This is a genomic window from Haemophilus sp. THUN1692, from assembly GCF_059704395.1.
Genome location: NZ_AP046579.1, coordinates 2,132,054 through 2,151,245 on the forward strand (window position 1 = coordinate 2,132,054; position 19,192 = coordinate 2,151,245).

Consider the following 19,192-nt stretch of genomic DNA (forward strand, 5'->3'; position numbering starts at 1 on the left):
AATGGAACATTATATTAGCCTATTCGTTAAGGCAGTCTTCATTGAAAATATGGCACTTTCCTTCTTCTTAGGAATGTGTACTTTCTTAGCAGTATCTAAAAAGGTATCAACTGCGTTTGGTCTTGGTATTGCGGTAACTTTCGTTCTTGGTATCGCAGTGCCAGTAAACCAATTAATTTATGCCAATGTACTAAAAGAAAATGCTTTAATTGAAGGTGTGGACTTATCATTCTTGAATTTCATTACCTTCATCGGGGTTATTGCTGGTTTAGTGCAAATTCTTGAAATGGTATTAGATAAATTTATGCCATCTCTTTATAACGCATTAGGGATTTTCTTACCGTTAATCGCAGTAAACTGTGCGATTTTTGGTGGGGTATCTTTCATGGTTCAACGTGATTACAATTTCCCTGAATCTATCGTGTACGGTTTTGGCTCAGGTTTAGGTTGGATGTTGGCGATTGTGGCACTTGCTGGCTTAACTGAGAAAATGAAATATGCTGATATTCCTGCAGGATTAAAAGGTTTAGGTATTACCTTTATCTCTGTTGGTTTAATGGCGTTAGGCTTTATGTCTTTCTCTGGTATTCAATTATAAGGAGTGTAATCAATGAGCGATTCAGTAATTCTTGCACTCGGTATTGCCGCATTTACAGTTATTGTATTAGTGTTAGTGGCGATCATCTTATTTGCGAAATCAAAATTAGTCGATTCTGGTGATATTACTATCGGTATTAATGACGATCCTGAAAAAGCGATCACATTACCTGCAGGTGGCAAATTATTAGGTGCTTTAGCAAGTAAAGGTATTTTTGTATCTTCTGCTTGTGGCGGTGGTGGCTCTTGTGGTCAATGTATTGTTAAAGTGAAAAATGGTGGCGGAGAAATCCTCCCAACCGAACTTTCTCACATCAACAAACGTGAAGCAAAAGAAGGTTATCGTCTAGCTTGTCAAGTTAATGTGAAAGGTAATATGGAAGTTGAACTTCCAGAAGAAATCTTCGGCGTGAAAAAATGGGAATGTACTGTTATTTCTAACGATAACAAAGCAACCTTTATCAAAGAGCTTAAATTGGCTATTCCTGAAGGTGAAGAAGTTCCTTTCCGTGCGGGTGGTTATATCCAAATCGAAGCTGATCCACATACGGTTTACTATAAAGATTTTGATATTCCAGAAGAATACCACGAAGACTGGGATAAATATGATTTATGGCGTTACGTGTCTAAAGTGGACGAGCATATTATCCGTGCTTACTCAATGGCTTCATACCCTAAAGAGAAAGGCATCATTATGCTTAACGTGCGTATTGCAACGCCTCCGCCACGTCAACCTGATGCACCTCCAGGTCAAATGTCTTCATACATTTGGTCATTAAAAGCAGGTGATAAAGTGACTATTTCTGGCCCATTTGGTGAATTCTTTGCGAAAGAAACTGATGCAGAAATGGTATTTATCGGTGGTGGTGCGGGTATGGCGCCAATGCGTTCTCATATTTTTGACCAATTAAAACGTCTTCACTCTAAACGTAAAATGTCATTCTGGTATGGTGCACGTTCTAAACGTGAAATCTTCTATCAAGAAGACTTTGACCAATTACAAGCTGAAAATCCAAACTTTGTATGGCATGTTGCATTATCGGACGCATTGCCTGAAGATAATTGGACTGGCTATACAGGCTTTATTCACAATGTACTTTATGAAAACTACTTGAAAAATCATGAAGCACCAGAGGATTGTGAATACTATATGTGTGGACCTCCAGTGATGAATGCAGCTGTAATTAAAATGTTGAAAGATCTTGGCGTTGAAGATGAAAACATTTTATTAGATGACTTTGGTGGCTGATTTTAGTTAATCAATTCATCATAAAAACTGACCGCACTTTGTGATGAAGTGCGGTCAAAATTTAAGGTGTTTTTAGAAAATTTCTATGATTACAGGTAAGTTTTGTCAAGTTTGCCAGTAATTCACAGATGTAGGAAATCCAGATGAAAAAATTAATAAGAGGTATTATGGCTGTAGCAATGGCATTAAGTCTTGCAGCCTGTCAAAAAGAAACAAAAGTTATCTCATTAAGTGGTAAAACAATGGGAACGACTTATCATGTTAAATATCTTGATGAAGGCTCAATGAAAGCAACATCTGAAAAGACGCATGAAGAAATTGAAGCAATCTTAAAAGATGTGAACGCGAAAATGTCCACTTACAAAAAAGATTCGGAATTGAGCCGTTTCAATCAAAATACCCAAGTGAACACACCGATTGAGATTTCAGCGGATTTTGCCAAAGTATTGGTCGAAGCGATTCGTTTAAACAAAGTGACTGAAGGGGCATTGGATGTAACTGTTGGCCCTGTCGTTAATTTATGGGGATTTGGCCCGGAAGAACGTCCAGAAAAACAACCTACTCCAGAACAATTAGCTGAACGCCAAGCGTGGGTTGGCATTGATAAAATTGCCCTTGATATGAGTGGTGCAAAACCGACATTAAGCAAAGCACTTCCTCAAGTTTATGTCGATTTATCCTCGATTGCTAAAGGCTTTGGCGTTGATCAGGTCGCTGAGAAGTTAGAACAATTAAATGCTCAAAATTACATGGTTGAAATCGGCGGTGAAATTCGTGCGAAAGGAAAAAATATTGAAGGCAAACCTTGGCAGATCGCAATTGAAAAACCAACTACAACAGGTGAAAGAGCAGTTGAAGCTGTCATTGGATTAGACAATATGGGAATGGCAAGTTCTGGCGATTATCGTATTTACTTTGAAGAAAATGGTAAACGCTTTGCTCATGAAATTGATCCGAAAACAGGTTACCCAATTCAGCATCATTTAGCCTCAATTACGGTGCTTGCTCCAACCTCAATGACTGCAGATGGCCTATCAACAGGTTTATTTGTGCTGGGTGAAGACAAGGCGTTAGAAGTGGCTGAGAAAAATAATCTTGCCGTTTACTTAATCATTAAAACAGATAATGGTTTTATCACAAAATCATCCTCTGCTTTCAAAAAATTAACAGAAACAAAAGAATAGTTATGCAAACTTTATTTTTTACTTTAATCGCTTTCGTCGCAATTATATTGTTGATGTCTATCGGATTTATTATCAAAAAACAAAGTTTAAAAGGCAGCTGCGGTGGTTTATCTACCCTTGGTATTGCCAAAGCTTGCGATTGTGATAAACCGTGTGACACGCTTCAATCAAAATTAGATGCGGGCGATGAACAAGCGAAAGCTGAATATGAGCAAAAATTCGCAAAAAAAGATGATGACTCGCAATTTTATGAAGTGAAATAACTTGCTCAAAAATGACCGCACTTTATGTGCAAAATAAAATTAACGGCAAAATTATTTTGCCGTTTTCTCATTCAATTACCAATGTGCTTCGCCTTAACCGAAGTTACGGGAGAACTATGTTAATTTCAAATACTTATAATCAACACTTTCCTCAACTTACACAAGAACAGCTTGCGAGAAATACTACCAAAAAAGTGATTTGTGGTATGTCTGGAGGCGTGGATTCTTCTGTGTCAGCTTTTATTCTTCAACAGCAAGGCTATCAGGTGGAAGGCCTGTTTATGAAGAACTGGGAAGAGGATGATGATACGGATTACTGTACTGCAGCAGCTGATCTTGCAGATGCTCAAGCAGTATGTGATAAATTGGGTATCAAGCTACATAAAATTAATTTTGCGGCAGAATATTGGGATAATGTCTTTGAACATTTTTTAACTGAATATAAAGCAGGGCGCACGCCGAACCCAGATATTTTGTGTAATAAAGAAATTAAATTTAAAGCGTTTTTAGAATATGCAGCTGAAGATCTTGGTGCCCATTATATTGCAACAGGGCATTATGTACGTAGAGCTGGTGATGATGAAAATGCAAAATTATTACGTGGTCTAGATGCCAATAAAGATCAAAGTTATTTTCTTTATACCTTAAGCCATAAACAAGTAGGGCAAAGTTTATTCCCCATTGGTGAAATTGAGAAGCCGATTGTTCGCGCTATTGCTGAAGATCTTGGCTTAATTACGGCAAAGAAAAAAGACTCTACCGGTATTTGTTTTATTGGTGAGCGTAAATTTAAGGATTTCTTAGCGCGTTACTTACCGGCTCAACCTGGTGATATTCGTACTGTTGATGGTGAAATTATTGGTCGCCATGATGGCTTGATGTATCACACGTTGGGACAGCGTAAAGGATTAGGCATTGGAGGTTTAAAAAATGCGGGTGATGAGGCTTGGTATGTGGTAGATAAGGATGTGGAAAATAATGAACTTATTGTCGCTCAGGGGCACGATCATCCTCGTTTATTTTCAAAAGGTCTGATTGCTAGCCAATTACATTGGGTTGATCGCAAACCAATTCGAGAGTTATTACGTTGCACGGTGAAAACACGTTATCGCCAACAAGATATTCCTTGTGTGATTGAACCTATTGATGATGAAACTATTCGAGTGATTTTCGATGAACCTCAATCAGCCGTCACACCAGGACAATCTGCCGTATTTTACCTTGGTGAGGTTTGTTTGGGCGGTGGGATTATTGAAGAAAGAATATAAAATAAAAATACTAAAAGCGCATTTTTGCGCTTTTAGACTATTTATTCAAACCAAATGACACTTGCCATTCGGCCCGTTTGGTTGTCACGGCGATAAGAAAAGAACAATTCTTTTTCATTGAATGTACAGTGATTTCCCCCATAAATCTGCGTAATGCCGAGATTATTTAATCGCTGAGTTGCGATTTGATAAAGATTACCTAGATATTTACCTTCTTCTATTTCATCAGGTTGAAAGGCGAGTTTGGCTTTTTCATCTATTGCAACAAATTGTTTTACAACATCAATTCCAACTTGAAATGCTGTTGGGCCAATTGCAGGGCCAAACCACGCGACAATATCTTCAGGTTTAGCCTGAAAGCATTTGACAGTTTCTTCTAATACGCCATCGCATAAACCACGCCAGCCAGCATGTGCGGCAGCTACTTCATTGCCAGATGTTGTGGTGAATAGAACCGGCAAACAGTCTGCAGTCATAACAGCACAAACTTGATGAGGAACATTTGTATAAACTGCATCCGCTTCAAGATTTTGTCCTGAATAAGGTAATTGAATGACTCGAGTACTGTGTGTTTGAGTTAGAAATATAGGTGTTTGTGGCAAACCAAATTTTTCTACTAATAAGGTGCGGTTAGTTTTTACCGCACTTTTGTTATCACCGACATGATTGCCTAAGTTGAAACTAAAATAAGGCGTCAAGCTCACGCCCCCTTCACGAGTAGTGGTAAAGGCATGAATATTCTTTGGTACGTTCCAATTGGGGTTAATCGCTTGCATATTAATAATCTAACTCATCTTGATGTTCGAGATAGTCAGCTTTGAGTGCATTAAGCAATTCAACAAAGTCATCAGGTAATGGGGCATACCATTCCATCATTTCACCTGTAATTGGATGAGCTAAGCGTAACATGACCGCATGTAAAGCTTGGCGTTTGAAATTACGCAATACTTCCATAAAGTCTTCACTAGCATTTTTAGGCGGACGAGGGCGTCCGCCATAGGTTTGATCGCCTAGCAATGGATGGGCAATATGTGCCATATGAACACGGATTTGGTGTGTACGCCCCGTTTCTAAACGTAAACGTAAACGGGTGTAGTTACGGTAATTTTCCATAATACGATAATGGGTGACAGCTGGTTTTCCCATTGGATGAACAGCCATTAAAGTACGTTTGGTTGCATGACGAGCCATAGGTTGATCTACTGTACCACCTTTGGTCATAATGCCTGAAGCGACCGCTTCATATTCACGCGTAATTTTGCGTTTTTGTAAGTTACGTACTAACTTGGTTTGTGCTGGAATAGTTTTTGCGACAATCATTAGACCTGTCGTATCTTTATCTAATCGATGCACAATTCCTGCTCTCGGTACTTCTGCAATAGGCGGATAATGATAGAGTAGCGCATTGAGCACAGTTCCATTTGGATTGCCAGCACCAGGGTGTACGACAAGATCTTTGGGTTTATTAATCACAATAATGTCGTCATCTTCATACACGATATTCAATGGAATATTTTCTGGTTCAAAACGTGTCTCATCTTCCACTTCTACGGTGATTTCTATTTTTTCTCCTCCGAGCACTTTCTCACGCGGAATATTGGTAATACGATCATTAAGTTTTACGAGATCGGCTTCAATCCATGTTTTTAATCGGGAGCGAGAATATTCAGGGAACAACTCTGCAAGTGTTTGGTCTAAACGCTGTCCCATTTGTTCTGACTGCACTTCAGCGGAAAGGGTAATTTGTGGCATAAATAGCTCTCAAAAATTTTAAAAGTTGGCTTATTGATTAATGTTCTATACAATAGCGGACAATTGTATCTTATTTATTGGTTTTCGTAAAAATTAAGGAAAAAAACAATGCGTAAAATAAAATCTTTGGCATTGCTTGCCGTGGCAGCATTGGTTGTTGGATGTTCAAGTGGTTCAAAAGATGTGGAGCAAGCATCAGTAAATGAGTTGTACACTAAAGGTGTTACATCATTACAAGAAGGCGGCTATTCTGAAGCTATTCGTTATTTAAAAGCGGCGACTGAACGTTTCCCTGGTAGTATTTATCAAGAACAGGCGATGCTAGATTTAATTTATGCAAACTATAAAGCGCAAGATTATACGCAAGTATTATTGACGGTAGATAGCTTTTTACATCAATTTCCACAAAGTCCTAACCAAGACTATGCAGTCTATATGGCGGGGTTAACCAATGCCGCAACAGGTGACAATTTCATTCAAGATTTCTTTGGGATTGATCGTGCGACACGCGAAACTACTTCTATGCGTACCGCTTTTTCTAATTTCCAAAATTTAGTTCGTGTATTCCCTAATAGCCCTTATGCTCAAGATGCTTTAGCGCGTATGGCTTATATTAAAGATGCGCTTGCTCGTCATGAGTTAGATATCGCAAAATTCTATGCAAAACGTGATGCTTGGGTTGCAGTGTCAAACCGTGTAGTTGGAATGTTGAAACAATATCCTGATGCTAAAGCAACTTATGAAGGTTTGTCTTTGATGAAAGAAGCTTATGAAAAAATGGGTTTAACAGCATTAGCCAATGATACCCAAAAAATTATTGATGCGAATAAAGATAAAACCTTTGCGCCAATTGAAAAACCAGATGAGCCAGAATTAAAAGTTCCGACTGCTAAATAACCACAAGATATGAATAAAAAGCCCGAATAATTTCGGGCTTTTTGCTATATATTATCCTCGATGTGCATTTTTCATAATGCGATCTTTTGTTACTTTCCATTCACGCTCTTTAATATCATCGCGTTTATCATGTTGTTTTTTACCTTTGGCTAAACCAATTTTGACTTTTGCCCATGCACTTTTCCAATAAAGAGAAAGCGCTACGATGGTAAAACCGTCTCGGTTTGCTTTGCCAAATAGGGATGCTAATTCGCGTTTATTTAATAATAACTTACGAGTGCGAGTTGGATCACAAACAATATGCGTTGATGCAACATTTAATGGCTGAATGCTTGCACCGAATAAAAAGGCTTCGCCATTTTTGAAAATGACATAACTATCACTAATGTTTGCCTTGCCTGCGCGCATTGATTTGACTTCCCAGCCTTGTAGTTCAAGACCTGCTTCAATTTCATCTTCTATAAAATAATCATGTTTCGCACGTTTATTCAGTGCGATAGTATTTGATCCTGGTTTTACTTTTTTCTTTGTCATAATTTTTATACCTTATTTTGCTTGGCGCATTTTATCGGATATCTATTTTTATAGCAAAAAAGATCATCTAGGGATAACTGGCAGTCGCGTGTATTTTTAAACTTTAAAAGTGAAATGATTTATAGAAAATTCAAGAAAAAATCACCGCACTTTTGTAAGAAAAAACAGACACATTGCTGTGTCTGTTTAAGTGAGATAAAAAAGATGAATTAAGTTTTGGTGATTTATATAAAGTGAATAAACGATTATTCCAAACGTTTTGCCACTTTAAGCCAATCACCTTTAAATTCACGATGCATATTATTAATTGCATCAATAATATCATGGTGAACAAGTTGTTCATTTTGGATGCCTACGCAGTAGCCACCTTTACCTTGTAGCAATAAATCTACCGCGTATGCGCCCATACGTGAAGCAAGAATACGGTCAAAAGCACAAGGAGAACCGCCACGTTGAATATGCCCTAAAACAGTTGCACGAGTTTCGTGCCCAACGCGAGCTTCAATTTCTTTCGCGAGAGAATGAACATCGGTTAAAAGTTCTGTGATTGCAATAATTGCATGGCGTTTACCACGAATAATACTCCGTTCAATTTGCTGAATTAATTCTTCGCGATTAAATTCAATTTCTGATGCGACGATATATTCACAACCGCCAGCGATGCCTGCAGAAATCGTTAAGTCACTACAATGGCGCCCCATAATTTCAACGATAGAAATACGTTGGTGTGAGCTTGATGTATCGCGTAAACGGTCGATTGCATCTACTGCAGTTTGTAATGCAGTTTGATAGCCGATGGTATAGTCAGTACCTGCAACATCATTATCAATAGTGCCAGGTAAGCCAACACAAGGGAAACCATGTTCTTCGGTTAACAATTTTGCACCCATGTAAGAACCGTCACCACCGATAACCACAAGTGCATCAATGCCGTGAGAACGTAAAATTTCTGCGCATTTCGCACGAACATTTGGATCTTTAAATTCAGGAAAGCGTGCAGAACCTAAGAAAGTACCGCCGCGATTAATCACATCAGATACGCTGTAGCGGTTTAGTTGTTTGATTTTATTGTTGTATAAGCCTTGGTAACCATCATAGATACCAAACACTTCTAGGCCTTCTGCAAGTGCTGAACGTACTACGCCACGAATTGCTGCATTCATACCTGGCGCATCGCCACCACTTGTTAAAACTGCAATTTTTTTAATCATATTTACCTACTTTTAACCGTAATTGGAAACTGGTATAAGATTACATCATTAGAGGTATCCGCTCTAGCAAAATTTGATGAGATTTTGATCCGGCATAATTTTTTACATTATTTTTGACAGAACAGTTGCCACTTCAAATCTTGTAAATGCTTTCTTTCTATATCCACAACGTATTTTTGCAAATGTTGTTGCACTTTATCGATGGATAAATGTTTAGAAAGTGTTGGTTGTTGTACTTTTTGCGAATATTGATACTGAACAAAGCCACATTGTGGTAATTGTCGTCCTTTCATCACATTGATTTGCCAAGATGGATTTTCTTTCGTTGGCGAATAGATGACATATCCATTTAATTCATTTGGATTGGTTGAATTTTCTGGAATAGCATCGAAATGGAAATCTTTTACGCCTGTATTACGATAAATACGTTCTCTCAATGCGATCCGCTCTTTAATTGAGCGCGCTGGTTGATTGCGATCAAAGAGAATTTCAATTTCAGATTGCCAATTTTCTAGCGTATCTGGCTTAGCTATATAAACATAGCGAGCAATGGTTTCTAAATCTTGGCTGCCAGTAAGGGCATAATTTTTACCGTTGTGCTCTAACTGCGTAGGCACATTTAATTGCGTCAGCTTAGTTGCACAGCCAGAGAGTATAAGTGCGGTCAAAATAACAAAAATTTTATTCATTAATATCTCGCTTAAATACAAATTCGGTTTCAGTGGAGGATGCTGAATCAAACCAATAACCACCTAAATCAAATTCTTTTAATTGTTCAATTTCAGTTAAACGATGTTGAATAATATAGCGACACATCAAGCCTCGCGCTTTTTTAGCATAAAAACTAATTACTTTGTATTTGCCATTTTTATTATCTAAGAAAACTGGCTTGATTATCTTGGCTTTAAGTTGGTTTTCTTTAACTGATTTATAATATTCATCCGAGGCTAAATTTATCAGAATATTATCACCTTGTTCATCTATAGCTTGTTGAACCGCTTGAGTGATCACATTTCCCCAAAAGGCATACAGATCTTTTCCTTTTGGATTAGCTAATTTTGTGCCCATTTCTAATCGGTAAGGTTGCATTAAATCAAGTGGTTTTAAAAGCCCATAAAGCCCAGAAAGCATACGTAAATGGGATTGCGCAAAAAGGACATCATCCTCAGAAAGTGAATCAGCATTTAAACCAGTATAAACATCGCCTTTAAATGCAAATAATGCAGCGCGGGAATTATTTTCATTGTGAATTTTTGTCCATTCAGAAAAGCGTGCAACATTAAGCCCAGCTAACTTATCGCTGATAGACATAAGTGATGAAAGATCTTGTGGAGAAAGTTTACGACAAACCTCAATAAGTTGTTCGCTGTAATCAGTAAAGTGCGGTTGAGAAACAGGAAAATTTTTTACCGCACTTTCAAAGTCAAGGGTTTTCGCAGGGGAGATAATGGCTAACATAATCGTCCTTTTATGAAAAAAGAATGGGCGTATATTAGCATAAAAATTTACACTAAACGCGTTTATATAGCCCATTTTCACTCATGATGAGATCTTGCAATTCAAGATCGAGCAACTGAACAAGTAAAACATCGACACTCAAGTTAAATTCTTCAGCTAAATCATCAATGCTCACGGGAGTGTAACCGATACGCGAGTAAAGTTTCGGGTGACTTGGTGCTTCTACTAATCGGTGAGGATCGGGGGGGGGCGTGTAATTAGGCACTGCAATCTGGTCAAAATCGATTTCAGTTTGGCTATGGATAGAATGTTGGTAGAGAGTTTCCAAAATATCCTTTGCATTTTCCACCAATATTGCGCCTTGTTTAATGAGACGATTACAACCTTGGCTAAATTCACTTTGAATATTGCCTGGCACAGCAAAAACCTCTCGATTTTGTTCCAATGCATACCGAGCGGTAATCAGAGAGCCGCTTTTTTCTGTGGCTTCAACTACTAATGTCCCGACCGAAAGCCCGCTAATAATCCTATTACGACGAGGGAAGTTTGTCGCAATTGGTGCTTGGTTTGGTAAAAACTCAGAAACTAATGTACCGTTATTTTGCAAAATGAGTTCTGAAAGTTTTCGGTGCTTTACGGGATAAATTTGTTCTAATCCGCTTCCTAAAACTGCAATGGTTGGTCCTTGAATATCAACAACCGCTTGATGGCAATGCCCATCTATTCCCAACGCAAGTCCACTAGTAATCGTAAAGCCAGCCAATGAAAGTTCCGTAGCAAAATATTTAGCCCAATATTCACCATAAGCTGTGCAGTAGCGACTTCCCACTATGGCAATTTGACGTTGTGAAAGTGCGGTCAAATTTCCTTTTACAAATAGCAGAGGGGGAAAGCTCGCTATCTGTTTCAATAGAAAGGGGTAAAAAGGGGAAAAATAATTCACCAAATGATTTCCCTCTTTTTGTGACCACTCTAGCGCTGGCTCAATAAATTTTGTTTCAGGCTTGAACCAACGACGAATTTGAATGGCTCCCCATCCCATTTGTCGAAAAGCAACATCATCATAATTAAGTAACTCATCTAGCGTAATATTGGATAAAATTTTATCAATGCCCACTCCGCCAAGTTTAGGGACTTGCATTAGGCGGAGTAGCGTGTAAGTAATATCGTGCATGCTTTTTCCTTTTTGATTTGAAAATTTAGTATGGAAAATACGAGTGAAAGAAACGATTAACTTGAAAGCATTTTGCGATATAGATCGCAAAAATTCTTTTTGATGAGTAAAAAATTGCAAAATTTTTGTTATTTTGAAAATGTAAAAAATTAAATAATAAAAATTTGCTGATTGTAATAGACTTGGTTGAATATTCTTTTTATCTTTAATTTATTAGTTAAATGTATATTTTATGTTGTGTTGAAATAAATTTTTTTGATATAAAACGCTAAAAAATAGTTTGACAGCCAGTTTTTTATTCGTAATATGAAAAGCGTTTTACACAGAAGGATTTTTATTTATGTCTCGTATTGTTTCTTTATCTCTCAACCTGCTGCTCTCACATTTTGTGTGCGGCTAAGTTGTGGATGAAAAACATCAGATGTAAATGCCCAATTTTAAACCCGCACTTTATAAGCTGCGGGTTTTTTGTCTAAAAAATACAGGAAAATGCGCCGCACTTTCGGAGTGATTTCAGAAGGACTTTTAGTAAGGACATTGTTATGACAGATCGCGTTATTATTTTTGATACTACCTTGCGTGATGGGGAACAGGCATTAAAAGCAAGTTTGACGGTAAAAGAGAAATTACAGATTGCTTTAGCACTTGAACGTTTAGGTGTGGATGTAATGGAAGTGGGGTTCCCCGTTTCTTCTCAAGGAGATTTTGAGTCTGTTCAAACCATTGCGCGTTATATCAAAAATTCTCGTGTTGCCGCGTTATCTCGAGCAGTAGATAAAGACATTGATGCCGCATACGAGGCATTGAAAGTTGCTGAGGCATTCCGTATTCATACTTTTATTGCAAGTTCCGCATTGCACGTTGAAGCGAAATTAAAACGTTCTTTTGATGATGTGGTAGAAATGGCTGTTGCAGCAGTGAAACGCGCACGTAATTATACGGATGATGTTGAGTTCTCTTGCGAAGATGCCGGCCGTACAGGTATTGATAATATCTGTCGTATTGTTGAAGCGGCAATCGATGCGGGTGCAACTACAGTAAATATTCCCGATACAGTAGGTTTTTGCTTACCAAATGAATACGGCAACATTATTGCTCAAGTGCGCAATCGCGTGCCAAATATCGATAAAGCTGTGATTTCTGTGCATTGCCATAATGACTTAGGTATGGCAACCGCTAATTCTTTAACTGCAGTACAAAATGGTGCGCGTCAAATTGAATGTACTATCAACGGTATCGGCGAGCGCGCAGGCAATACCGCCTTGGAAGAAGTGGTGATGGCAATGAAAGTTCGCCAAGAATTTATGGGTGTAGATACTCGCATCAACACGCAAGAAATTCACCGTGTCAGCCAAATGGTGAGCCAACTTTGTAATATGCCAATTCAACCAAATAAAGCGATTGTGGGTTCAAATGCTTTTGCTCACTCTTCTGGTATTCACCAAGATGGTATGTTGAAAAACAAAAATACCTACGAAATCATGTCGCCGGAAACCATTGGCTTGAAGAAAGAGAAATTAAACTTAACCGCACGTTCTGGTCGCGCGGCGGTGAAAGGTCATATGACGGATATGGGCTACAATGAACAAGATTATGATTTGGACAAATTGTATGATGCGTTCTTAAAATTGGCGGATAAAAAAGGTCAGGTATTCGATTATGACTTGGAAGCATTGGCGTTTATTGATATGCAACAAGGGGATGAAGATCGTTTGGTATTAGATAAACTTTCAGCGCATTCAACGAAAGAATATCCAGCAACCGCTTTTGTTCAATTGAAATTAGATGGCGAAAAATTAAGTACCTCTTCAATTGGAGGTAACGGCCCAGTCGATGCGGTTTACAACGCCATCTTAAATTTAACTGGCTTAGAAATCAAAATGTCTCACTATAACTTAACCGCTAAAGGCGAGGGCGCTGAAGCATTAGGGCAAGTGGATATTGTGGTTGAACACGAAGGGCGTAAATTCCACGGTGTTGGTTTAGCAACAGACATCGTTGAATCTTCCGCGCTTGCTTTAGTTCATGCGATTAATACTATTTATCGTGCTCATAAAGTCGCCGATATTAAAAGCCATAAACATCATTAATTGATTAGTCCCCCTCTTTAGCAAAGAGGGGTTAGGGGAGATTTGGCAGAAGTAACATCAACCTCAGTGGTGAATTTTATATCGTTAAAATCTCCCCCCAAACTCCTCTTTATAAAAGAGAGGAGAAAATATGAAGAAAATTAACCGCACTTTAGTGTGAAAGAAATAGGAAAAATAATATGCAATCATACAATGTAGCTGTATTACCAGGCGATGGTATTGGCCCTGAAGTAATGGCGGAAGCGATTAAGGTATTAAACAAAGTTCAAGAAAAATTTGGTTTTAAACTTAACTTCAACGAGTTTTATGTAGGTGGTGCAGCCATTGATCATTGTGGTTGCCCATTACCAACAGAAACTTTAAAAGGCTGTGATGAAGCTGACGCGATTTTGTTTGGTTCTGTTGGTGGCCCTAAATGGACAAATTTACCACCTGATCAACAACCAGAACGCGGTGCATTATTACCATTGCGTAAACATTTCAAATTATTCTGTAATCTCCGCCCTGCTACCCTTTATAAAGGACTCGAAAAATTCTGTCCATTATGTGCTGATATTGCTGCGAAAGGTTTTGATATGGTGGTGGTTCGTGAATTAACAGGCGGAATTTATTTCGGTCAGCCTAAAGGCCGTGAGGGCGAAGGCGCACAAACCAAAGCATTTGATACGGAAGTGTATTACAAATATGAAATCGAGCGTATTGCTAGAGCCGCTTTTGAGGCAGCAATGAAGCGTAATAAAAAAGTCACTTCTGTGGATAAAGCGAACGTATTACAGTCTTCTATTTTATGGCGTGAAACCGTGACAGAAATTGCAAAAGAATATCCAGAAGTCACCTTAGAGCATATCTATATCGACAACGCGACCATGCAGTTAATCAAAGCGCCTGAGTCTTTCGATGTGCTACTCTGCTCTAACATTTTTGGCGATATTATTTCTGATGAAGCAGCGATGATCACGGGTTCTATGGGGATGTTGCCATCCGCTAGCTTAAACGAAGAAGGTTTCTGCCTATATGAACCGGCTGGCGGTTCCGCTCCAGATATCGCAGGCAAAGGCATTGCTAATCCAATCGCACAAATTCTTTCTGCGGCAATGATGTTACGTTACAGTTTCAACTTAAATGAAGCAGCGGATTCCATTGAAAGTGCGGTACAGCAAATCTTAGCAAATGGTCACCGTACGGGTGATTTAGCCGATGATTCTACGCCTGTTTCAACTGCGGAAATGGGCACATTGATTGCTGACGCAATCTAATAAAAAACAATGAAAGTGCGGTTCAAAAATACCTCGGATTTTAACCGCACTTACCCTAACAAAAGCCTCTAACGAATTGAGAAATATTATGGCAAAAACACTTTACGAAAAATTATTTGATTCGCACATTGTGTATGAAGCAGAGGGCGAAACGCCGATTTTGTATATCAACCGTCATTTAATCCATGAAGTGACTAGTCCGCAAGCCTTTGATGGTTTACGTGTTGCGGGGCGCCAAGTGCGCCAAGTGAATAAAACTTTCGGTACCATGGATCACAGCATTTCTACTCAAGTACGCGACGTGAACAAACTTGAAGGTCAAGCTAAAATTCAAGTGTTAGAACTTGATAAAAATACCAAAGCGACGGGTATCAAATTATTTGATATGACAACGAAAGAGCAGGGAATTGTACATGTGATGGGGCCTGAACAAGGCTTAACTTTACCAGGCATGACGATCGTTTGTGGTGACTCCCATACTGCCACTCACGGCGCGTTCGGTGCTTTGGCATTTGGTATTGGTACATCTGAAGTCGAACACGTGTTGGCGACACAAACCTTAAAACAAGCTCGCGCAAAAAGTATGAAAATAGAAGTGCGTGGCAAAGTGGCGCCAGGCATTACCGCAAAAGATATCATTCTTGCTATTATCGGTAAAACCACTATGGCGGGCGGTACAGGCCATGTGGTGGAATTCTGTGGTGAAGCGATTCGTGACCTTTCTATGGAAGGTCGTATGACCGTTTGTAATATGGCGATTGAAATGGGCGCCAAAGCAGGTTTAATCGCACCGGATGAAACTACTTTCGAATACTTAAAAGGTCGTCCGCATGCACCGAAAGGTAAAGATTGGGATGATGCAGTTGCTTATTGGAAAACCTTAAAATCCGATGATGATGCAAAATTTGACACCGTGGTAACGCTAGAAGCAAAAGACATCGCACCACAAGTCACTTGGGGGACAAACCCGGGGCAAGTGATTTCTGTGAATGAAACCGTACCAAATCCGCAAGAAATGGCAGATCCTGTACAGCGTGCTTCGGCGGAAAAAGCCTTACATTATATTGGCTTAGAAGCTGGCACTAATTTAAAAGAAGTTAAAGTTGATCAAGTATTTATCGGATCTTGCACTAACTCTCGCATTGAAGATTTACGCGCAGCGGCGGCCGTCATGAAAGGTCGCAAAAAAGCCGATAATGTAAAACGAATTTTAGTGGTGCCGGGTTCTGGTTTAGTCAAAGAACAAGCGGAAAAAGAAGGCTTGGATAAAATCTTTATTGCAGCAGGTGCGGAATGGCGTAATCCTGGCTGTTCAATGTGCTTAGGAATGAACGATGACCGTTTAGGCGAATGGGAACGCTGTGCTTCTACATCAAACCGTAACTTTGAAGGTCGCCAAGGCCGTAATGGTCGCACTCACTTGGTGAGCCCTGCCATGGCTGCCGCAGCGGGAATGTTCGGTAAATTCGTTGATATTCGTGACGTAACATTAAACTAAGGAGCAGAAAATGGCAGGATTTAAACAACTTTCAGGCTTAGTAGTGCCATTGGATGCGGCAAACGTGGACACGGATGCGATTATTCCAAAACAATTCTTACAAGCGATTACCCGCGTAGGTTTCGGCAAACACTTATTCCATGAATGGCGTTATTTGGATGTGGAAGGCACCAAGCCAAATCCAGATTTCGTATTGAATTATCCACAATATCAAGGCGCGGCCATTTTATTAGCGCGTAAAAACCTCGGCTGTGGTTCGTCTCGTGAACACGCACCTTGGGCATTAGCCGATTACGGTTTCAAAGTGATGATCGCACCAAGTTTTGCAGATATTTTCTACAACAACAGCTTAAATAACCACATGTTACCGATTCGTTTAAGCGAAGCAGAAGTAGAAGAAATCTTCCAATGGGTGTGGGCAAATGAAGGCAAACAAATCCATGTGGATTTAGAAGCGATGACCGTAACCGTAGGTGACAAAGCCTATCACTTTGAACTGGATGAATTCCGCCGTCATTGTTTGTTAAACGGCCTGGATAATATCGGTTTAACCCTTCAGCATGAAGATAAAATCTCAGAATACGAGAAAAACATTCCAGCGTTCTTGCGCTAAAAAAGATAAAAGTTAGGTGTTTTTTATCTAATCCTAAAAGTTAGACTGTTAAATCAAGGACTGAGTTCTATACTCCATGGGGCTTAGTCCTTTTAGTTTACACTGAGTACACTCATGATTGTAATAATGAATGCACTTATGAATTATTTTTCTAGTTGATCAAAAGTATCAAATTGTTTTCCATTGTAGTCTTCTTTTTTACTGCCTAAAGAAGCTCTCCGTCACCGCATTATCTAAACAATTTCTTTTTCTCGACATACTTTGTTGAATACCGTTTTTAAATAGGATTTATTGATAACCTCTCATTTGATATTACCTTCTTTGGTCGCGCTACAGTGCAATAAAATCTGGTCCAATTATTGCACAATGGCTTTTCACTTCAGATACTGCTTGATTTAATGGGGGGATTATTCAGTATTTTCTTTTATCATTTGAAAGAACAAATCAATAAAGATAAGACGATATCACAACAAATTATACGGATTATTGTGATAATCATGAATGTTACGATTATCGCACTAAGTCCTCCTCAACATTAATCATAAGAAAGTCCAACGTATGATAAATATATTGGACATAAAGGAGAATTAGACGATTTAATGTTTGTTCGAGAGATTGAAAATATGTTTGGATGAGAAAACAATTTTTACTATATTGAAGATAAAAATTCCTCACTTGTTGTTTGAAAGATAAGGTATTTAGTTAATAAAAAATCTGCACCTTAGTGAGTTGGTTATTTAGTCCAACTTTAGGGGCAGATTATTTAGTCCTATTTATTCTTTTGTCAAAGAATACATTATTGACGGTAATCCGACAAAAATCTTGCTAATTTTGTAATGGCTTCTTCAAGCTGATTCACATAAGGAAGGGTCACTACACGGAAGTGATCCGGTGAATGCCAATTAAATCCTTTACCGTGCACAAGTAGTACTTTTTCTTGGCGGAGTAAATCCAGCACCATTTTTTCATCACTGTGAATATTGAATTTTTTCACATCAATTTTCGGGAACATATACATCGCCCCCATTGGTTTCACGCAAGTAATACCTGGAATTTGAGTGATGAGATCGTAGGCTTTATTACGTTGCTCAAGTAATCGGCCTCCTGGCAAAATAAACTCATTAATACTTTGATAGCCACCAAGTGCGGTTTGAATTGCATGTTGCATTGGTACGTTAGCGCATAAACGCATTGATGCCAGCATATCCAAGCCTTCAATATAACCTTTCGCATTATGTTTTGGGCCGTTTAAAATCATCCAACCTTGGCGGAAGCCTGCAACTCGATAAGCTTTTGATAAACCGTTTAACGTAACAGTTAATAAATCAGGAGCAAGTGCGGCAATATGATGATGTACTGCTCCGTCATATAAAATTTTGTCGTAGATTTCGTCTGCGAAGATAATCAAATTATTTTGGCGAGCGATTTCCACAATTTCTTGCAATAATTCTTTGCTGTACACCGCGCCAGTTGGGTTGTTTGGGTTGATGATGACAATCGCTTTAGTCTTCGCATTCACCTTGTCTTTAATATCATCAATAGCGGGAAACCAATTTGCTTCTTCATCACAAAGGTAATGAACAGCCTTGCCACCAGAAAGTGTTACCGCAGCAGTCCAAAGCGGATAATCAGGCATCGGCACGAGTACTTCATCACCATCATTGAGTAATGCTTGCATGGCCATTGTGATAAGCTCAGATACGCCGTTACCAATATATACATCATTGACGGTCGCGCCATGAATCCCTTTTGATTGGTAATATTGAACAATTGCTTTACGAGCAGAATATAAACCTTTTGAATCACAGTATCCTTGAGCTGACGGCAAATTACGCAATACGTCAACTAAAATTTCATCTGGTGCTTCAAAACCGAAAGGTGCGGGATTACCGATATTTAGTTTTAAAATTTTATTACCTTCTTCTTCTAAGCGTAGTGCTTCTTTGTGCACTGGCCCGCGAATGTCATAACATACGTGTTCTAATTTGTCGGATTTTGGGAATAATCGCATAGTGAAATCCTTTTGTTTCTAATAAATTTTTCGAGAAAAGTGCGGTTAATTTACGCTGAATTTTCAATATTGAAAAGATTTTGTAAAAAAATTTTTTGTCATTAACAATCTGCGGTAGAATACGGCTAATTTTTTGT

The 19,192-nt window shown here is 38.8% G+C and carries 18 protein-coding genes and 1 pseudogene; 10 read left to right on the top strand and 9 right to left on the bottom strand.

What is annotated here, in order from left to right; translation table 11 throughout:
* Position 1: 1 nt before the first annotated feature.
* The 5 genes from nqrE to mnmA all read left to right on the top strand — a co-directional run bounded on the left by nqrE (position 2) and on the right by mnmA (position 4,561).
* Positions 2-598 (top strand): NADH:ubiquinone reductase (Na(+)-transporting) subunit E, encoded by a 597-nt coding sequence (gene nqrE / locus AC6H0A_RS10980; protein WP_005631374.1) that lies wholly within the window; start codon positions 2-4, stop codon positions 596-598.
* 12 nt (positions 599-610) lie between these two features.
* Complete coding sequence (gene nqrF, locus AC6H0A_RS10985; protein ID WP_179230997.1) at positions 611-1,846, top strand: NADH:ubiquinone reductase (Na(+)-transporting) subunit F; 1,236 nt, start codon at positions 611-613, stop codon at positions 1,844-1,846.
* A 143-nt stretch (positions 1,847-1,989) separates the two neighbouring features.
* On the top strand, positions 1,990-3,030 hold the full coding sequence (locus tag AC6H0A_RS10990) for an FAD:protein FMN transferase (protein WP_179230996.1): 1,041 nt from the start codon (positions 1,990-1,992) through the stop codon (positions 3,028-3,030).
* Between the two features lie 2 nt (positions 3,031-3,032).
* Positions 3,033-3,293 (top strand): (Na+)-NQR maturation NqrM, encoded by a 261-nt coding sequence (gene nqrM, locus AC6H0A_RS10995; protein WP_005629187.1) that lies wholly within the window; start codon positions 3,033-3,035, stop codon positions 3,291-3,293.
* 116 nt (positions 3,294-3,409) lie between these two features.
* Positions 3,410-4,561 (top strand): tRNA 2-thiouridine(34) synthase MnmA, encoded by a 1,152-nt coding sequence (gene mnmA / locus AC6H0A_RS11000; RefSeq protein ID WP_100199120.1) that lies wholly within the window; start codon positions 3,410-3,412, stop codon positions 4,559-4,561.
* A 41-nt stretch (positions 4,562-4,602) separates the two neighbouring features.
* Here mnmA and pgeF read toward each other — a convergent pair whose 3' ends face one another.
* Positions 4,603-5,337 (bottom strand): peptidoglycan editing factor PgeF, encoded by a 735-nt coding sequence (pgeF, locus tag AC6H0A_RS11005; RefSeq protein WP_005640055.1) that lies wholly within the window; start codon positions 5,335-5,337, stop codon positions 4,603-4,605.
* Between the two features lies 1 nt (position 5,338).
* Positions 5,339-6,313: a 23S rRNA pseudouridine(1911/1915/1917) synthase RluD gene (gene rluD / locus AC6H0A_RS11010; protein ID WP_179230995.1), complete on the bottom strand. Its 975-nt coding sequence runs from the start codon at positions 6,311-6,313 to the stop codon at positions 5,339-5,341.
* 108 nt (positions 6,314-6,421) lie between these two features.
* Between rluD and AC6H0A_RS11015 the strand changes: the two genes are divergently transcribed.
* Positions 6,422-7,210, top strand: a complete 789-nt coding sequence (locus tag AC6H0A_RS11015; RefSeq protein WP_005636887.1) for an outer membrane protein assembly factor BamD — start codon at positions 6,422-6,424, stop codon at positions 7,208-7,210.
* Positions 7,211-7,261: 51 nt separating this feature from the next.
* Here the strand turns inward: AC6H0A_RS11015 and smpB are convergent, their stop codons facing one another.
* The 5 genes from smpB to dprA form a co-directional block, all read right to left on the bottom strand.
* Positions 7,262-7,744 carry an SsrA-binding protein SmpB gene (smpB, locus tag AC6H0A_RS11020; RefSeq protein WP_005640049.1) on the bottom strand — a complete coding sequence of 161 codons (483 nt, stop codon included), beginning with the start codon at positions 7,742-7,744 and terminating at the stop codon, positions 7,262-7,264.
* Positions 7,745-7,989: 245 nt separating this feature from the next.
* Complete coding sequence (gene pfkA, locus AC6H0A_RS11025) at positions 7,990-8,955, bottom strand: 6-phosphofructokinase (RefSeq protein ID WP_046942067.1); 966 nt, start codon at positions 8,953-8,955, stop codon at positions 7,990-7,992.
* A gap of 107 nt (positions 8,956-9,062) precedes the next feature.
* Complete coding sequence (locus tag AC6H0A_RS11030) at positions 9,063-9,644, bottom strand: HI_0983 family protein (RefSeq protein ID WP_005640045.1); 582 nt, start codon at positions 9,642-9,644, stop codon at positions 9,063-9,065.
* On the bottom strand, positions 9,637-10,413 hold the full coding sequence (yaaA, locus tag AC6H0A_RS11035; RefSeq protein ID WP_044232177.1) for a peroxide stress protein YaaA: 777 nt from the start codon (positions 10,411-10,413) through the stop codon (positions 9,637-9,639). Before yaaA ends, AC6H0A_RS11030 begins: the two co-directional genes overlap by 8 nt.
* 52 nt (positions 10,414-10,465) lie before the next feature.
* The gene (gene dprA / locus AC6H0A_RS11040) at positions 10,466-11,587 is read right to left on the bottom strand and encodes a DNA-processing protein DprA (RefSeq protein WP_497512649.1); all 1,122 of its coding nucleotides are present in this window, start codon (positions 11,585-11,587) and stop codon (positions 10,466-10,468) included.
* A 542-nt stretch (positions 11,588-12,129) separates the two neighbouring features.
* Here dprA and leuA point away from each other — a divergent pair.
* The 4 genes from leuA (at position 12,130) to leuD (ending at position 17,044) form a co-directional block, all read left to right on the top strand.
* Complete coding sequence (leuA, locus tag AC6H0A_RS11045) at positions 12,130-13,677, top strand: 2-isopropylmalate synthase (protein ID WP_179230802.1); 1,548 nt, start codon at positions 12,130-12,132, stop codon at positions 13,675-13,677.
* A gap of 179 nt (positions 13,678-13,856) precedes the next feature.
* Positions 13,857-14,933, top strand: coding sequence for a 3-isopropylmalate dehydrogenase (gene leuB, locus AC6H0A_RS11050; protein WP_179230803.1), 1,077 nt, complete (start codon positions 13,857-13,859; stop codon positions 14,931-14,933).
* An 88-nt stretch (positions 14,934-15,021) separates the two neighbouring features.
* Positions 15,022-16,431: a 3-isopropylmalate dehydratase large subunit gene (leuC, locus tag AC6H0A_RS11055; RefSeq protein WP_179230804.1), complete on the top strand. Its 1,410-nt coding sequence runs from the start codon at positions 15,022-15,024 to the stop codon at positions 16,429-16,431.
* Between the two features lie 10 nt (positions 16,432-16,441).
* Positions 16,442-17,044, top strand: a complete 603-nt coding sequence (leuD, locus tag AC6H0A_RS11060) for a 3-isopropylmalate dehydratase small subunit (RefSeq protein ID WP_005640032.1) — start codon at positions 16,442-16,444, stop codon at positions 17,042-17,044.
* 48 nt (positions 17,045-17,092) lie between these two features.
* Here leuD and AC6H0A_RS11065 read toward each other — a convergent pair.
* Positions 17,093-17,356 (bottom strand): annotated as a pseudogene (locus tag AC6H0A_RS11065) (transposase); the annotation flags it as partial.
* Positions 17,357-17,840: 484 nt separating this feature from the next.
* On the bottom strand, positions 17,841-19,055 hold the full coding sequence (locus AC6H0A_RS11070; protein ID WP_179230805.1) for a pyridoxal phosphate-dependent aminotransferase: 1,215 nt from the start codon (positions 19,053-19,055) through the stop codon (positions 17,841-17,843).
* Between the last annotated feature and the right edge of the window lie 137 nt (positions 19,056-19,192).

What these genes read in the sequence shown, in the direction of transcription:
- nqrE (WP_005631374.1), top strand. Translation starts at nt 2, where the DNA reads ATGGAACATTATATTAGCCTATTCGTTAAGGCAGTCTTCATTGAAAAT.
- nqrF (WP_179230997.1), top strand. Translation starts at nt 611, where the DNA reads ATGAGCGATTCAGTAATTCTTGCACTCGGTATTGCCGCATTTACAGTT.
- AC6H0A_RS10990 (WP_179230996.1), top strand. Translation starts at nt 1,990, where the DNA reads ATGAAAAAATTAATAAGAGGTATTATGGCTGTAGCAATGGCATTAAGT.
- nqrM (WP_005629187.1), top strand. Translation starts at nt 3,033, where the DNA reads ATGCAAACTTTATTTTTTACTTTAATCGCTTTCGTCGCAATTATATTG.
- mnmA (WP_100199120.1), top strand. Translation starts at nt 3,410, where the DNA reads ATGTTAATTTCAAATACTTATAATCAACACTTTCCTCAACTTACACAA.
- pgeF (WP_005640055.1), bottom strand. Translation starts at nt 5,337, where the DNA reads ATGCAAGCGATTAACCCCAATTGGAACGTACCAAAGAATATTCATGCC.
- rluD (WP_179230995.1), bottom strand. Translation starts at nt 6,313, where the DNA reads ATGCCACAAATTACCCTTTCCGCTGAAGTGCAGTCAGAACAAATGGGA.
- AC6H0A_RS11015 (WP_005636887.1), top strand. Translation starts at nt 6,422, where the DNA reads ATGCGTAAAATAAAATCTTTGGCATTGCTTGCCGTGGCAGCATTGGTT.
- smpB (WP_005640049.1), bottom strand. Translation starts at nt 7,744, where the DNA reads ATGACAAAGAAAAAAGTAAAACCAGGATCAAATACTATCGCACTGAAT.
- pfkA (WP_046942067.1), bottom strand. Translation starts at nt 8,955, where the DNA reads ATGATTAAAAAAATTGCAGTTTTAACAAGTGGTGGCGATGCGCCAGGT.
- AC6H0A_RS11030 (WP_005640045.1), bottom strand. Translation starts at nt 9,644, where the DNA reads ATGAATAAAATTTTTGTTATTTTGACCGCACTTATACTCTCTGGCTGT.
- yaaA (WP_044232177.1), bottom strand. Translation starts at nt 10,413, where the DNA reads ATGTTAGCCATTATCTCCCCTGCGAAAACCCTTGACTTTGAAAGTGCG.
- dprA (WP_497512649.1), bottom strand. Translation starts at nt 11,587, where the DNA reads ATGCACGATATTACTTACACGCTACTCCGCCTAATGCAAGTCCCTAAA.
- leuA (WP_179230802.1), top strand. Translation starts at nt 12,130, where the DNA reads ATGACAGATCGCGTTATTATTTTTGATACTACCTTGCGTGATGGGGAA.
- leuB (WP_179230803.1), top strand. Translation starts at nt 13,857, where the DNA reads ATGCAATCATACAATGTAGCTGTATTACCAGGCGATGGTATTGGCCCT.
- leuC (WP_179230804.1), top strand. Translation starts at nt 15,022, where the DNA reads ATGGCAAAAACACTTTACGAAAAATTATTTGATTCGCACATTGTGTAT.
- leuD (WP_005640032.1), top strand. Translation starts at nt 16,442, where the DNA reads ATGGCAGGATTTAAACAACTTTCAGGCTTAGTAGTGCCATTGGATGCG.
- AC6H0A_RS11070 (WP_179230805.1), bottom strand. Translation starts at nt 19,055, where the DNA reads ATGCGATTATTCCCAAAATCCGACAAATTAGAACACGTATGTTATGAC.